This window comes from Auritidibacter sp. NML130574 (assembly GCF_003185725.2).
Classification (GTDB): domain Bacteria; phylum Actinomycetota; class Actinomycetes; order Actinomycetales; family Micrococcaceae; genus Auritidibacter; species Auritidibacter ignavus.
The window spans coordinates 144,658-159,805 of sequence record NZ_CP031746.1; the positions used below are offsets into that span (position 1 = coordinate 144,658).

The following is a 15,148-nucleotide window of genomic DNA, read 5'->3' on the forward strand; positions in this document are numbered from 1 at the left end:
AAGGACACCATGAGAACGCTTTTTGCCAGCATTTTTGCGTTGGTTATCGGCATCGTCACTGTGATCGGTTTGACCGGATGGCGAGCTGATGCATTGTTACACACCGCAGAACCATTACGGGAGATTTCTGGTGATGAGCAGGTGCTCGACGCGGTCCCGGCATTAGTGGCCGATCAGGTGACCTCGAATGCGGAATCCCAGTTGCCCTTCTCCGATGCGCTGGGTGGGGTGACCGAGAATTTTGCGTCCTTGGTAGTGGAGGACTCCCGGTTCGCTCAGGCGTGGGGCGAAGCCGTGGAGATGACCCGTCAGGACTGGGTTGAGGGGCTGCAACAGGCCTCCACCCCGGCCGAACCCGATGCCGGATACCTCTCGATCCATCTCACCCCGGTGGCCCAACTCGCCGGTGTTGTGCTGGGCGAGCAACTCGACCAGATTTCCCTGCTCGACGGTGTTGATCCCACTGGCTGGGTACCCAGCGAGTTGGTGATCGACACGCAAGTTCCTCCCTCAGAACTCATCTCGGCCGATGACCTGGTGTTGATCGAACAGTACGTGACTTACTGGCCACTGGTCCTGGGCGGGGCCGCGGTGGCCTTCGTCCTAGCGCTGTTGCTGGCCGCCCCCGGAGCCCGCTGGAGCGTCTGGCTGATTTCCGGGGCGGTGATTGTGCTTGGCGGAGTCACCTTGCGTACCGGCATCGGCCGGCTGGTGGACGACTCGATCGCTGCCACAGTCGAAGACGGCACCGTGGCGATAGTCGAGCCCCTGATGCATGCGTTCGCCAATTGGAGCTATCCCCAACTGAACGTGATGATGATCGGTGGCGCGGTGGTGGCCGGCGTGGGCTTGATCGGCGCGTTGATTGCGATGGGGCGCGAGACCAGTAGCGCCTAGTTCGTGCCCCGTTGCTGAACCTGCTAACGTGAGATAAATAACGTCAGTATTGACTAACGCCAGTATGAGAAGATGACAGGAATATGTAGCAACAGCGTGTGCGCTGGCGCGTGATGCGCTGAGGACCGTTGGGGGACAGTCCGATGAGTTCAGAGAAGTCGACACGTCATTACGCCTCGTCGCATTACACCAAGACTCAACACGCTTCGTCACAATATCCGTCCACGCAGTATCGCTCGACCCAGACCGAACTCTCTGAGGGGATGAAAGCTCCGGCGGACGGTGACTTGATGCGTCGGTTGATCGGACTTGGTCTCGGCATCGTGCTGGCACTGCTGGTGTACTTCCTGCTTCCCGCAGACACGGGAGTCTGGCCCCGGCTGACCGGTGCCACCGCGGTATTGATGGCCGTGTGGTGGATGACCGAGGCGATCCCGATTCCCGCCACCGCTTTGTTGCCACTGGTGATCTTTCCGGTGTTCGTTCCCGCCGAGGAAACTCCAGAGGGCGAGGGCGTCAGCTTTGATACGGTCGGGGCCAACTACGGCAATAATGTCATCTTCTTGTTCTTAGGTGGCTTCTTGCTCGCTCTGGCGATGCAACGCTGGAATTTGCACCGTCGCATTGCCTTGCTGGTGTTGCGCTCGATGGGATCAAATAGTTCGGCCTTGGTCGGCGGTTTCATGATCTCCACCGGTTTCCTGTCGATGTGGGTCTCCAACACCGCAACCGCGGTGATGATGTTGCCTATCGGTGTGTCGGTGCTGGTGCTGGTCAATCAAGTGACACAGGAAGGCGACGCCGAGGCCAGCGTGGAGTCGATGGTGAAAACGAAATTCGGCACCGCGCTGATGCTGGGCATTGCCTACGCGGCCTCCATTGGCTCGGTCAGTACCATTATTGGAACTCCGCCCAATGCACTGTTGGCCGCTCACATGTCCAGTAACGAGGACATGACCATTGGCTTTGGGCAATGGATGCTGGTCGGGGTGCCCTTGGCTGTGGTACTGATGCTGGCCACGTGGTTCATCTTGGTCAAGGTGCTGTTCAAACCCGAGATCAAGCACATTCCCGGTGGCCGTGAGATGTTGCAGAAAGAGTCGGAGAAACTCGGGCCGGTGAGTTCCGGTGAGCGCCGAGTGCTGATCATTTTTATTCTGGCGGCGGTGAGCTGGGTCTTCATCCCGTTGCTGTCGGAGTACGTGCTCGGCTTGGAAGATGCTTTCATCTCCGATGCTGGGATCGCCATTGCTGTCGGCCTGTTGCTATTCCTGTTGCCGGCCGGTCCGGACGCCGAGTCGGGGGTGCGGCTATTGGATTGGGAATCTGCCGTGGAACTTCCCTGGGGTGTGCTACTGCTCTTTGGCGGTGGCCTGGCACTGTCGGGTCAGTTCAGCGATTCCGGACTCTCGGAATGGCTGGGTGAACAAGCGACCGGTCTGAGCGGGATGAGCCTGTGGATCCTGGTGGCGTTGGCGGCCGTGGCGATTTTGCTCCTGACCGAAATGACGTCCAATACTGCCACCGCTGCCACGTTCTTGCCCGTAGCCTCCGGCGTGGCAATGGGGACCGGGGTGGAACCACTGATGCTGTGTGCACCCGTGGCGCTGGCCGCAACCTGTGCGTTCATGCTTCCGGTGGCTACCCCGCCGAACGCTATCGCCTACGGTTCCGGCTACGTCACCATCGGTCAGATGGTGCGAGGAGGCGTGCTGGTCAATATCGTCGCTGCCATCCTGATCACTCTAGTCTCGATGACCCTGCTGGTATGGGTCTTCCTCTAAAACCAGCTCTACAACCAGCCCTGGTCCCGGGCGTATCCGGCGGCCTGGGCGCGGTTCTTCGAGCCGGTCTTGCTGATTGCCTCCGAGAGCAGGTTCCGCACCGTCCCCGCGGAGAGGTGTAACTGCTCGGCAATGTCCCGGACTGAACGACCGGTCAGCGTCGCGCGCAACACGTCCTGTTCCCGGGAGGTGAGAGGGTTTTGCTGCGTGAGGGCCTGGACAGCCAAGGCCGGATCGACTACGGTCCGACCGGCCATGATCGACCGGATGGCTGCGGTGAGCTCCTCAGCGGGGGAATCCTTGACCATAAACCCCTGTGCCCCGGCATCCAGTGCGCGTTGCAAGTATCCGGCGCGACCAAAGGTGGTCAGGATCAGAATCTTGGCCTGCGTCTGCTCGCTGACCTGAGCGGCAGCGGCCAATCCGTCCGTGCCGGGCATTTCAATGTCGAGGATGGCCAGATCCGCGCCGTGGTCTGCAATGGCTTCCACCACCGAGGCGCCATCGGGCAGTTGTGCGACCACCTGAAGATCCTGTTCCAAATCTAACAAGGCCGCCAGCCCCTGACGAACCAGCGCCTGGTCATCGGCCAGCACAATCTTAATCGGATTCACTGACTCACCTCCAACACAGTGCCACGGTCCGAGGACGAGATGGTCAAAGTCCCCTTGGCTGCTTCGGCTCGATGGCGAAGCCCAGCCAGACCATATCCGGTGGTGGGACGAGTGATCCCGATCCCGTCATCGCTGACGCGCAACCGATGGGTGGTGATCTCAATATTCACGGTGCTCGCCTGCGCATGCCGGAGCACATTGGTGACCGCTTCACGCAGGCACCAGGCGAATAGTTCCGCGGTGGCCGGGGCGATCTGTCGCGGGATTTCTGTGGTCGTGACGTGGATTCCTTGGTTACGGAGCATCTCCAGTGCGACCTCCAACTGGTTGCCTAAATCCGGGGCTTCCAGAGTGGTGATCGCAGTGCGGACATTGCTAATGGAGGACCTGGCCAATCCCAGGATACTCTCCAGCTCCGCGCGGGCGGCCTGGTGGTCAGTGTCGAGCAATCGCATGGCTAACTGCGTCTTGACCGTGATGGCGGTCAGCGACTGGCCTAAGACATCGTGGACCTGGCGATCTAATTCTTCCCGTTGGGCGGCTAGTGCGTCTCGCTCCGAGACTTGGCGCTCCACTTCCTGACGTTCGACGACATAGCGGATGAAAAACAACATGAGCCAGGCCAAGGTCAGTGACAGCAGCAGGGGCCACCAGAGATCCATTTGGTCGCTGATCATCAGTAACGCTGTGCCGGCCAGTGTGGTCGAGACGAAGGAACCAATTGCCCCGGGAACAAGATTGTGCGTGAACAGCCACAGCGCTGCGACAAATGTCAGGCTCATCCCTGCATCCGCTCCGGTCAGCAACGCCACTGGGACCACGAGTAGACCCAGCACCAGGGTGTAGACAAGGGTCGTGGCGACCCGGGGGAGCAGTGGCCACGGGCGCGGATGGGTCAACATCCACAGATAGCACCCGGCGAACAGGACCAAGCAGGCGATGCCGGCGATCTTGGCCCACAGCGGATGATCTGACAGGACGACGCTCGTAGCCGGGATGAGCAACAGCGCGAGCCAACCGCCGCCGTAGCGCAGTTGTTCGCGTTGCTCGTCCCGACTGAGCTGATCTGGATACATCGACTCTTATCTTATCGGCGGGTAGAGCCTAGGGTGGACAGCCAGCACAAGCCGGCGAAAATCACCGTCCAGGCCAGGGAGATCCCCAGAATCCAGGCCAGGGAATCGGATTCAAACTCGCCGGTGACGAAAGCTTCCTGATCCAGAATGAGACCCTCAGCCTGGGGATAGTGAGCCAGCTGGCCGGTACCATACATTGGCGTGAAGCGACCGATCTCCAGCAGTGTTCCGCTCAAGGGTATAAACAGGTTACCGAGGAAGGCCAACACGACCAGGAAACCAGACCCAATGGCGACCGCGGACTGGGCACGGAAAATCATCGCCACGGCGAGCCCATAGAACACGAACGGGATGGTGCCAACAATGGTCAGTGCTGCCGTAGCTATCCAATGCCCCACTGTATCGAATTCCGCTCCCGTGGTGGCTCCTAGAATCAGAATCAGCGTGGTGGGCAGAATGGCCAAAATCATGCCCATCAGCATTTTGGACACCATAAACAAGGGGTTAGACAGCCCCGTGAGCGCTAACACTCGATTCCAGCCGTGTTGCTTTTCCACTACCGCGGAACTACTGACCGCCGTAGCAGCGATCACCGAACCGTAGCAAGCCATGGAGGTCATCACCCAAGCGGTCATATTGCCGTCGCCGAAGTTCAACTCGGCAACATCACCGGCCACCCCAAACATCAGGTACAACATGGCCGGTAAGACCAGGATGAAGAAGGTCGACTCCCACATCCGTAGGGACCGCCACGTGTCCCAGGCCAGGTAGTGGACGAAAATGCTCAGGGTGGACCGAGCTGGCGAACCCCCGTGTGAAGGTTTCGTGGTGGTGTGTGAAGCTATGGCGGTCATGAGGGGTCTCCTTCCAACAGGTTTTCCAGCCCGTGTTGAGTAATCTGAACGTTGGAAATCCATCCGTGATTTAGCAATTCGTTAGCCAGCTGATCGGACCGATCGGTTCGGATGCTGATCCGTCGTTTTGCTGGGTCCCAATCGAGTGCGGTTTTTTCCGGTAGTACCTCGAAGGGTTCTTGAGAGTGGCGCCATGTTCCCGTGATGGTGCTGGTGCCTCCGAGTTGGTCAGCCGGTGCGTCGGCGGTGATGGACCCAGATTTCATCACCACGATGCGGTCGGCGAATTCTTCGGCCTCTTGCAAATAATGCGTGGCAAAAATGATGGTTCCCCCACCACGCGCCCAGCTCGTCATCGAGTCCCAAAACCCTCGACGCGAGGTGATGTCCATGCCGGAGGTGGGCTCATCGAGTAGCAGAATCTCCGGGTCGGGAAGGATCGCCAGGGCGAACCGGAGTCGTTGGACTTGCCCGCCCGAACACTTGCCGACCTTGGTCTTCTTGAAAGCAGTGACCCCAGCCTTTTCCATCACCTCCGGTATCGGGAGGCTGTGTCGATGCAGACCAGCAATCATGCGTAGGGTCTCTTCGACCGTGAGGTCTTCCAATAGGCCTTTGGTCTGGAGCACGGCACCGATACGGCCACTGGCCTCAGTCGGCGGGCCTGCTAGGACCTTAACGGATCCGCTTTGTGGCGTGGTGTAGCCCAGAATCATATCGAGCAGTGTCGTCTTTCCGGCCCCATTAGGGCCCAACAAGGCCAGGATCTCGCCAGAATGAACACGCAGTGAGAGGTGGTCCACGGCGGTTAACTGGCCGAATCTTTTGGTGACATTTTCGATGTCGATCGCTGGAGTAGTCATGACATCCACTTTTCCGTACCGGCTCGTTGTGGTGCAGTGTCGCCGATCAGGACTCTCGAGTGACAAAAGTCAGTTCCACCACCGTGGGCGTTATCTGTAACCAGGTTATCTCCGCCGGCTCTGACAGCGGTAGGCTATGGGTGTGCCTCAGATCACTTCGGCTGTGTTGAGAAAGGACACCACGATGACTCACGAATCATCCAACATTTTGAGCGGCAAGACCGTTATTCTCTCTGGAGGGTCACGGGGTATCGGTTTAGAGATCGCCAAGAAACTAGCGTCCGACGGGGCCCAGATTGCTTTGCTGGCCAAGACTGCTGAACCTCATCCAAAGCTACCGGGCACGGTCTACACCGCAGCCGATGAGATCCGTGAGGCAGGTGGGAAAGCGCTTCCTCTCGTGGGGGACGTGCGTGAGGAATCCAATGTCGTCGAGGCAGTTAACAAGACGGTGGCTGAATTCGGTGGAATCGATATCGTCATCAATAACGCCTCCGCTATTAATCTTGAGCCTTCGGACAAGATCGAGATGAAACGGGTGGATCTGATGCATGACATCAATACCCGTGGGACGTTCTTGTTGACTCGGACGGCGTTGCCGTACCTGAAGAAGTCCTCCGACCCGCGGATCTTGACCCTGTCGCCACCGCTGAACACCTCGCCGAAGTGGCTAGGTGTAGCCCCGGCATACATGCTGGCCAAGTATGGGATGACCCTCGCTGCGTTGGGCATTGGCGCTGAACACCGTATCCCCTCTACCACGCTATGGCCTGAAACCACCATCCAGACCGCGGCAGTACAGTATGCCTTGGGCGGAGACGAGATGATGAAGGTCTCCCGCACGGCAGATGTATACTCGGATTCGGCTCATGCGATCCTGACTTCAGCACCGCAGAAGTACGCCGGAGCCACCGTGCTGTGTGAAGAGGTCTTGCGCGATCACGGCGTGACGGACTTTTCCAAGTACAGCCCGGGCGTGGATGAGAAGGACCTGCAAAAAGATCTCTTTGTGGACTAGATCAGATGAACGCTGTTCTTGGCCCTCACCCCGTCCTGGCGCTGATTGATTTTCAGCGGGTCTTCCACGACCCTGAGCTGGGGTGGGGGTGTCCGGGATACCTCGAGGCCGAGGCCCATGCTGGGCAGATCGCTCAAGCCATTCGCGCTCGCGGGCTGTCAGTGATCCGTACTCGATTCGTCCGTGATCCCCACGAAACCGGAAGTTGGCGGGCCTACTACGATCGCTGGAACCAATTTCGGCTCGATCCCGACGACCCGGTCTGGGATTTGACGAGCCCTTCGGATGACACCGTAGTGGATCGTCCCACGTTCGGGAAATGGACCGAGGGGCTTGAGCGCCATGTCGATCGCGATTCCGCATTAGTGGTGTGTGGTGTTGCCACGGACTGTTGCGTGCTCTCGACGGTATTCAGTGCCATCGATGCTGGGCAACGCGTCGTGGTGGTGGAAGATGCTTGTGCCGGAGCGACACCGGAACTGCATCGTGAAGCGATTCGTCTGATAGAGCTCCAATCACCGCATGTCACCACCGTCTCAACGAGCGAGGTGCTTCGGTTGCTATCGGCAGATCACTGAAGGAAATAGCCGTTGCGACGTAAGGTGAGGTCGGGAAGATGCCACGGAGCGGCGGCGTACCAGACACCGTCTCGATCGATCCGGGCAATACTCCATTTCCCTTGGTGAATTTCCGTGTGATGTCGCGAGCAGACCAGTGCGGCGTTATCGATTCGCGTTGCTCCGTGGTTTTCCCATTCCACGATGTGATGCACCTGGCACCAGGACGCAGGCATGGTGCATCCGGGGGCTGTGCACCCCTTGTCCCGTGCGACCAAGGCTCGGTGTTGGGCAGGGCTAAAGTCCCGGCGTTCTCGTCCGTAGTCCAGAATGTCGTTTCGTCCGTCGAAAAGTATCGGAACGATTCCCGCTTCACAGGCCAGCGTTCGGAGTCTGGATGGGTGAATGCTTCCGGTGAACTGTCCTTCAGATCTAAAAGCGTGTCCGTTTTCTCCGGGCCGATCCGGGCCATCTGACCCCGGTGGCTTTGATCTGAGGAACTGCTCGGCCCCGGTGCGAGGTTGTTCTGGTCGATACCGTTCGGGAAGTTGTTTGGAGAAGGTCTCGTAGTCCATGGTGACAAGGACCTTGGTGACCTGTCCGCGGGTATGCGCTAAACCGTTCTTTTTCTGTCCCACACCAATGCCTGCGATTAACACTGCCATGAGAGCTTCGAAGCTACGCCGTTTACGGGTTGAATGATTGAACAGAGCGTGCTCGGCATAAAGGATCTCTCGGGAATTTTCGTCGATGGCAGCTACTGCTTCGGGGTCGACTTGCGGGAAGTTGGCTTTGAGCGCAGTGGCGATAGGACTCTCAGGCACCCTGGTCTCTGGGTTTGCGTTTCCAGCACCAGCGCCACGATGATTTTTCAACACGGCGTAGTTATTGGCCGCGTGGTCCAAAGTTGACAATAGCTCTGCACTCAAGCCGAAAGCTCTGCCCCCGAATTCCACGCCACCGCCGGATAGTGGTCGCACCCAAAATTCATCCGTGGCCTTCTTGGGGTCGAGTTCTTCTTCGGGTGCGGGGCCATCTTCGTCCAAGTAGTAGGTGAGTGTTTGTAGCCGGTTTTTGCAGACTTTGCTGAACTCAGAGACGCTCATCGACGCTGCATCCTCAATCAGAATGGGCAAGATCGCATGAATGACCTCTGTGATACGCTCCTGATCAACCTGGCACTGGCGGCCGTAACGCTGGAGATCTTTGAGAAGCTTAATGAGCCGGTCGGCGTTATCAACACAGATGCGACCGGTACTGAATGCTTCGATGAGCTCGGGATATTGGACTGGCTGTGCCTCACCCAAGCCTGGCGGAGGAGCTGGGACCAGATATTCGCTTCGAGTTTGACGCCGTTTGAGATCGGGCTTACCCAGACCGAGTGCTTCGAGGTAGAAGATTCGCCCGTTTCCATAAGTCATTGATGAACCTGTGGGGACACCGAGCAGAGCTCGTTGATCCTCCGGGCTTCGTGTGGCCTGATGGGCGAAGGACAGTAGCCGAGTTTGAACGCTGGTGAGCAGGGTTGCTGATTGTTCAACGCGACGCGCGACCTCTGGGAATGCATTATGCGGTTCCTCTGGGGCGAGGAGATCTTCCGGTTCTTGAGGGTGTTGTGGTTCAGAGGAGCCAGCCAGAGACGTATTCCAGTCGGAGACTTCTGCGGCACGAGACCAATGCGCGAACATCTCATAACTGTCCTCGGCATCCAATTTCGCGTTAAAAGCCGATAGCAGTTGAGTGAGCCCGTGAGCGAGCTCGCCTAAGGAGGCTTGATCGGCGGCTTGCAGATCAAGGAACGCGGTGATGTCCGGGCCGTGCGGTGGGGCTGAACTGGCGGTGCGCACCATGTTCGACTCCTCCTTTCTTGCCATCCACTCTATAGAACAGATATGCCAAGATAAGGTGAGATCGAGTGAATTGTGGAGAGTGACTAGAATAAGCGTTCTATATCCATGAGGGTGGGGCGAGACGGTGTGCGCTGACAGTATCTCGACAGTTGGCGGGTTGTTCCCTTGTCGTTAAGAAAAAGCCGGGGTGGCGAATCCGTGAGGACTCTCCGCCCCGGCGCGGTTCGGTGCCAGGTTGTCGACCCGGCGACGAGAGAGGCTGTTACTGGTCGCCCTTGATCAGATCGGAAGCCCGCTCACCGATCAGGTAGATGGTGATGTTCGGGTTCACGGCCACGATCTGAGGCATCACCGAGGCGTCGGCAACGCGCAGGCCATCGACACCCTTGACCTTCAGGTCCGAGGTCAGCGGTGACATCTCGTCATCGTCAGCACCCATGCGGACACTGCCGGCCGGGTGGTAGACGGTGTTGTGGGTCTTGTGCACGTAATCGGCGATGTCTTCATCGGAGGTGACATCTTCGCCCGGGAACAGCTCGCGCCCTTTGAACTGGGCCATGGCCGGCTGATCCATGATCTTGCGGGCCAGTTTGATGCCTTCGACGGCCACGCGGGTATCGTGGCCTTCTTCGTCGGTGAAGTAGCGGGGATCCACCTTCGGTTTGTCCCGATAGTCCATCGAACGTAGGCGAACGGTACCGCGCGACTTAGCGTGGGTGATGTTCGGGGTTAGTACGATGGCCTCGTCAGCGGTGGGGTAGCCCTGACGGCGGGTGTGCATATCGAAGGGGACCGAACCATAGTGCATCATCAAATCGGGCAGATCGTGCTCACCGGTGGTGTCCTTGAAGATGCCGATCTCCCACCACTGAGTGGCCTCACGGGTCATGGTGACGTTGGACTCCCAGGAGATGACAGCTTCGGGGTGATCCTGCAGGTTCGAGCCCACACCGGGGGAATCCACGACCACGTCGATGTTGAATTCCTTGAGGTGCTCGGCTGGGCCAATACCGGACAGCATCAGCAGCTTCGGCGAGTCGATCGCACCGGCGGAGACGATGACTTCGCGGTCGGCACGCATGGTCTTCAACCGGCCGAAGGCGTTGTCTTCATACTCGACCCCAACGGCTTTCTTCTTGGACCCGGCAACATCGTCGAACAGCACCCGGGTGACCCGATGGCCGGTGAAGATGTGCAGATTCTCGCGATCCATGTTTGGGTGCAGGTAAGACACAGAGGACGAGGCACGGGTGCCGTCCTTCTTGGAGTTGATCTGGAACCAGCCGGCACCATCACCGACGGTGTCGGCGGAATTGTGTTGCACGGTGGGCAGCCCGGCCTGTTCGGCAGCTTCGAGGATGGCCACACCGACCTGATCTTTGGGTGGGACGTTCATGATCTCCACCGGACCGTCGGAGCCGTTGTGATCATAGTCGTTGTCGTTGGTTTCCATGCGCTTGATCAGCGGACGCACCTCGTCGGGGCCCCAGCCGGCGGCACCCATCTCCACCCAGGCTTGCAGGTCTTCTTTGGGCGGGTGGAAGGCGATGCAGGAGTTGTGCGAGGAACAACCGCCCAGTACCTTTGCACGGGCGTGGCGCATGAAGCTGTTGCCAACTTCCTGTGGCTCGATGGGGTAGTCCCAGTCAAATCCGGATTCCAGCAACTCTGGCCAGCGGTTCAGGGTCAGCACCTCGTCGTGGCCCTGGTCGGTGTCGCCACCTTCCAAAAGCGCGACCTGAATGCTGGGATCTTCGGAGAGTCGAGCGGCGATCACGGCACCGGCGGAACCGCCGCCGACGACGATGTAATCAAAGTGTGGATCGGTATGGTCAGCCATGAATACTTCCTTCACTTCTTCGGTTGGGTGGTCCAATGGACCGGGATCAAAGAACCGGGATTTTTAGTGGCGAGGGAACCAGTCGGCCGGGGCCGGCTCGGTGTTGTGGTAGATGTGCTTGGCCTCGACGTACTCACCCAAGCCCATCTGGCCCAGTTCCCGGCCGATGCCGGAGCGCTTGAACCCGCCCCACTCGGACTGCGGGACGTAGGGGTGGTAGTCGTTGATCCAGATCGTACCGTGACGCAGAGCGCGGGAGACACGGTTGGCGGTCCCCATATTTTGCGTCCACACGGCCCCAGCCAGACCATATTCGGTGTGGTTGGCGATGGCGACGGCTTCTTCTTCGGTGGTGAAGGTCTCCACGGTGATGACCGGGCCGAAGCCTTCTTCGATCACCGCGGGGTTCTCCTGGGTGCAGTTGTCCAAGATGGTGGGAGCATAGAAGAACCCGTGCTCGTGCTCTGCACCGCCCCAGTGGCCACCCACGCGTAGGGTGGCGCCGGCTTCCACACCACGCTTGACGTAATCGGTGACCTTCTCGCGGTGTTCGGCGGAGATCAGCGGACCGGTCTCGGCATTCTCGTCGAAGGGGCCGCCCATCACGATCTTTTCGGCCCGGGCAACCAGCTCGTCGACGAACCGATCGTGGATGGACTCTTCCACGATCAATCGGGTGCCAGCCGAGCACACCAGCCCGGAGTCCAAAAACGCTGCGGTCAGGGCGTTGTCGACGGCGGAGTCAAAGTCGGCGTCGGCGAAGACCACGTTGGGGTTCTTGCCGCCCAGCTCCAGGGCGACCTTCTTGACGGTCTTGGCAGCTTCTTGGGCGATCGTGGTGCCGGTCTTGAGCCCACCGGTAAACGAGACCATGTCAATGTCGGGGTGAGAAGACAGTGGGGCACCGGCGACCGCACCGGAGCCGAGCACCAGGTTGGCCACGCCGGCCGGCAGGCCGAGCTTGTCGTAGACGTCGATGATCAACATGGTGGTGTGCGGGGTCAGCTCGGCGGGCTTGATGATGAAGGAGTTCCCAGCGGCCAGGGCAGGGGCCATCTTCCAGGCGGCCTGTAGCAGCGGGAAGTTCCAGGGGGTGATCATCCCCACGACGCCGACCGGCTCGTAGACCACGCGGTCGATCACTGAGGCGTCGCCGGTGTCGACCAGTCGACCCGGGTTGGCATCGGCGATCTTGCCGAAGTAGCGATAGCAACCGATAATGTCGTCCATATCGCCTTCGGCCTCGACCAGGCGCTTGCCGGTATCCAGGGCTTCAGCCCGGGCGAACTCGTCCTTACGTTCGGTGATCGCATCGGCGACCCGAAGCAGGAAGTCACCGCGTTCGGCGGCGGGCACTGAGCTCCACACTCCGGAGTCGAAGCAGGCGCGGGCGGCGGCGATGGCTTCTTCCACGTCGGCGGTGGTGGCTTCAGAAACCACATCCACCTCGGTGCCATCGGCCGGGCAGATCACGGTGCGGGTACCGCCGTCAGAGGCTGGCTTCCATTGACCGTTGATGTACAGGGTTGTCGGTTCGGTTGTGCTCATAGAGTGTTACCTAGCCTTGCGGAATCCGTCGGAGATGGTCAGGAATTTTTGGAGTTGGTGTCCTGGGCGCTGGTGGGCTCAGGAACCGGTACCTGGTCAATAGAACTCGTATCAGCTTGGTCGGTGTCGTTCCAGGTCTCGGGGGTGAAGGTCTCATCGGCTGGTACCGGTGCCCCGTCCTCACCGGCCATGGACATGTACGCCATGTGGGTGTCGTAGGAATCCAACACGTCGGAGATGACCTGGTCCTTGCTCAGACCGTAAATATCACGCCCGCGAGAGCCGGTATTGGAGAAGACCTCCAGCTTGAAGAAGACCTCCTGAACGGTGCGGATGTTGGTGGCGAAGCTCGGCACAGGGTATGCGACCGGGTAGGCCTGGTACTTGAAGTCTTCCTGATCGGTGAAGTGCACGACCAGATCCACATAGGGTAGCCCATGCTCGGGGTGCTGGCCACGGTGGCACTGGACATCTCCGCCCAGGGCCTCGATTTCGGCGGCGACCTCTTCGATCGCCGGAGCAGCGACGGTGTTGACGTACTCGGTCAACTGCTTGTGGCTGGCGAAGCTCATCCGATGACGCAAACGTTGCTGCCACTTGATGCGCTCACCGGACTGGTTCGTGCGCGAGGAGAGCGCGGTGGGTAGCGCCCGGGCCTGCGACAAGGCGACCAGGCGTTCATGCCGCAACATCTTCCACAGGCTGTACATCACCAGGTAGAGCATGATCGACAGCGGGAGACCCACGATCACGGTAAAGGCCTGAAGCGTGTAAACGCCATCAATAAACAGCATCGACAGGGTCAGTGCACCGGTGACCACCGCCCAAACGATACGCAACCAGCTGGGGCCGTCGGAGTCGGCCATGGTGGCCTTTGAGGTCATATTGGCCATCACTAGCGAACCGGAGTCTGCCGAGGTGACGTAGAAGAACAGGCCGGTCAGCACGGCCAATCCGATCGTGAAGAGCGAGCCCGGGTACTGCTCCAGCAGGGTAAAGAACCCAGATTCGGGAGTGTTGTAGGTCTCTTCGAGGAAGGTGGGATCGGACTGGAAGAAGCCCAGCGCGGCGTTGCCCAGGATGGAGACCCACAGCAGGATGAAGGCAAAAGGAATCAGTAGCACGCCGACGACGAATTCGCGTAGCGTGCGACCGCGGGAAATACGCGCCAGGAACAGGGCAACGAACGGCGCCCAGGCGATCCACCATGCCCAGAAGAACAAGGTCCAGTCGGCCATCCACTGATCAGCGGGTAGCTCAGGTGCCTGACCATCGGTGTAGGCGAAGGTGTTCATCAGCATCGAGGGCATGGACGAGAAGAAATCCCCGATGTTTTGGACCAGGGCGTTGAGTAGCTGGGTGGTGTTATCGGCAATCAGTATCCAAGCCAGCAGAGCGATGGCCAGGTAGATGTTCAGCTCGGAGAGCAGGCGAATACCCTTATCCACACCGGAGACGGTGGAGACGATGGCGATCAGCACCGAAATGGCCATCAGTGCGATCTGTACGGTCATGGACTGGGGGATGTCGAACATGGCCGACAGGCCGTAGTTCAAAAACACCACGCCAATACCTAGGGAAACGGCAATACCGGAGATGGTGCCGATCGTGGCGGCGATCTCGACGGTGTGGCCCACCGGGCCGTGGATGCGTTTGCCGAAGATCGGGGCCAGCGCCGAGCGGATACTCAGCGGCAAGTGGTAGCGGTAGGCAAACAGGCCGAAAGCCATACCCAGAAGTGCGTACATGGCCCAGCCGGGGATGCCGTAGTGGAAGATGGTCCAGATCGGGGCCATCCGAGCGGCCTCTTCAGATTCGGGAGCGACATCCGGGGGAGTCAGATAGTTCGTGGCCGGACCGGAGATGCCGAAGAACATCAGGTCCACGCCAATACCGGCGGCAAAAAGCATGGCCGCCCACGTGAACATATTGTATTTCGGGCGGGCATGGTCCGGGCCGAGCCGGGTATGTCCGGACCGGGTGAGCGCCACAATCAGTACGAATACCACAACGATGGCCGCGGTGAGTACGTAGTACCAGCCAAAGTTCTCCGAGACCCATCCCATGGCCCCAAAGATGGCATCTTCGGCGGTGGATGGCCAGATCGATGCAAACAACACGAAGGCAACCAGGATGATCAGGGCGCCCCAAAAGACCGGCCAATTGACCTTTGACGGTGCGGAAGAGTCGGAAAGATCGTCTTCTGGTGACTGTTGTGCTTCAGTCACTGAAGTGGCGGCTGACATG

Annotated in this window: 12 protein-coding genes; 4 read left to right on the forward strand and 8 right to left on the reverse strand. The window is 59.4% G+C overall.

Features of this window, described 5'->3' with window-relative positions; all coding sequences use genetic code 11:
* Nucleotides 1-9 precede the first annotated feature (9 nt).
* Both DCC27_RS00765 and DCC27_RS00770 read left to right on the forward strand, forming a co-directional pair.
* Nucleotides 10-897, forward strand: a complete 888-nt coding sequence (locus tag DCC27_RS00765; RefSeq protein WP_110100183.1) for a hypothetical protein — start codon at nucleotides 10-12, stop codon at nucleotides 895-897.
* A gap of 143 nt (nucleotides 898-1,040) precedes the next feature.
* On the forward strand, nucleotides 1,041-2,681 hold the full coding sequence (locus tag DCC27_RS00770; RefSeq protein ID WP_199445855.1) for a DASS family sodium-coupled anion symporter: 1,641 nt from the start codon (nucleotides 1,041-1,043) through the stop codon (nucleotides 2,679-2,681).
* A gap of 8 nt (nucleotides 2,682-2,689) precedes the next feature.
* On the opposite strand, the gene DCC27_RS00775 is transcribed toward DCC27_RS00770, so the two are convergent.
* Genes DCC27_RS00775 through DCC27_RS00790 form a run of 4 tightly spaced genes read right to left on the reverse strand, consistent with a single transcriptional unit; the run spans nucleotide 2,690 to nucleotide 6,088 of the window.
* The gene (locus DCC27_RS00775; RefSeq protein WP_110100184.1) at nucleotides 2,690-3,295 is read right to left on the reverse strand and encodes a response regulator transcription factor; all 606 of its coding nucleotides are present in this window, start codon (nucleotides 3,293-3,295) and stop codon (nucleotides 2,690-2,692) included.
* Nucleotides 3,292-4,371 (reverse strand): sensor histidine kinase, encoded by a 1,080-nt coding sequence (locus DCC27_RS00780; RefSeq protein WP_110100185.1) that lies wholly within the window; start codon nucleotides 4,369-4,371, stop codon nucleotides 3,292-3,294. The genes DCC27_RS00775 and DCC27_RS00780 overlap by 4 nt, the downstream gene beginning before the upstream one ends.
* 11 nt (nucleotides 4,372-4,382) lie before the next feature.
* Nucleotides 4,383-5,225 carry an ABC transporter permease gene (locus DCC27_RS00785; RefSeq protein ID WP_110100186.1) on the reverse strand — a complete coding sequence of 281 codons (843 nt, stop codon included), beginning with the start codon at nucleotides 5,223-5,225 and terminating at the stop codon, nucleotides 4,383-4,385.
* Nucleotides 5,222-6,088 carry an ABC transporter ATP-binding protein gene (locus DCC27_RS00790; protein ID WP_110100187.1) on the reverse strand — a complete coding sequence of 289 codons (867 nt, stop codon included), beginning with the start codon at nucleotides 6,086-6,088 and terminating at the stop codon, nucleotides 5,222-5,224. The genes DCC27_RS00785 and DCC27_RS00790 overlap by 4 nt, the downstream gene beginning before the upstream one ends.
* A 184-nt stretch (nucleotides 6,089-6,272) precedes the next feature.
* Between DCC27_RS00790 and DCC27_RS00795 the strand changes: the two genes are divergently transcribed.
* Entirely contained in the window at nucleotides 6,273-7,106 is an 834-nt protein-coding gene (locus DCC27_RS00795; RefSeq protein ID WP_110100188.1) for an NAD(P)-dependent oxidoreductase, read from the forward strand.
* Nucleotides 7,107-7,111: 5 nt separating this feature from the next.
* A complete protein-coding gene (locus DCC27_RS00800) occupies nucleotides 7,112-7,684 on the forward strand; it encodes a cysteine hydrolase family protein (protein WP_110100189.1) in 573 nt (190 codons plus the stop codon).
* On the opposite strand, the gene DCC27_RS00805 is transcribed toward DCC27_RS00800, so the two are convergent.
* The 4 genes from DCC27_RS00805 to betT form a co-directional block, all read right to left on the reverse strand.
* Nucleotides 7,678-9,537: an HNH endonuclease signature motif containing protein gene (locus DCC27_RS00805; RefSeq protein WP_110100011.1), complete on the reverse strand. Its 1,860-nt coding sequence runs from the start codon at nucleotides 9,535-9,537 to the stop codon at nucleotides 7,678-7,680. The genes DCC27_RS00800 and DCC27_RS00805 overlap by 7 nt on opposite strands.
* 238 nt (nucleotides 9,538-9,775) lie before the next feature.
* The gene (locus tag DCC27_RS00810) at nucleotides 9,776-11,353 is read right to left on the reverse strand and encodes a GMC family oxidoreductase (RefSeq protein ID WP_110100190.1); all 1,578 of its coding nucleotides are present in this window, start codon (nucleotides 11,351-11,353) and stop codon (nucleotides 9,776-9,778) included.
* Nucleotides 11,354-11,416: 63 nt separating this feature from the next.
* The gene (locus DCC27_RS00815) at nucleotides 11,417-12,901 is read right to left on the reverse strand and encodes an aldehyde dehydrogenase family protein (protein WP_110100191.1); all 1,485 of its coding nucleotides are present in this window, start codon (nucleotides 12,899-12,901) and stop codon (nucleotides 11,417-11,419) included.
* Nucleotides 12,902-12,939: 38 nt separating this feature from the next.
* On the reverse strand, nucleotides 12,940-15,147 hold the full coding sequence (gene betT, locus DCC27_RS00820) for a choline BCCT transporter BetT (protein ID WP_110100192.1): 2,208 nt from the start codon (nucleotides 15,145-15,147) through the stop codon (nucleotides 12,940-12,942).
* Between the last annotated feature and the right edge of the window lies 1 nt (nucleotide 15,148).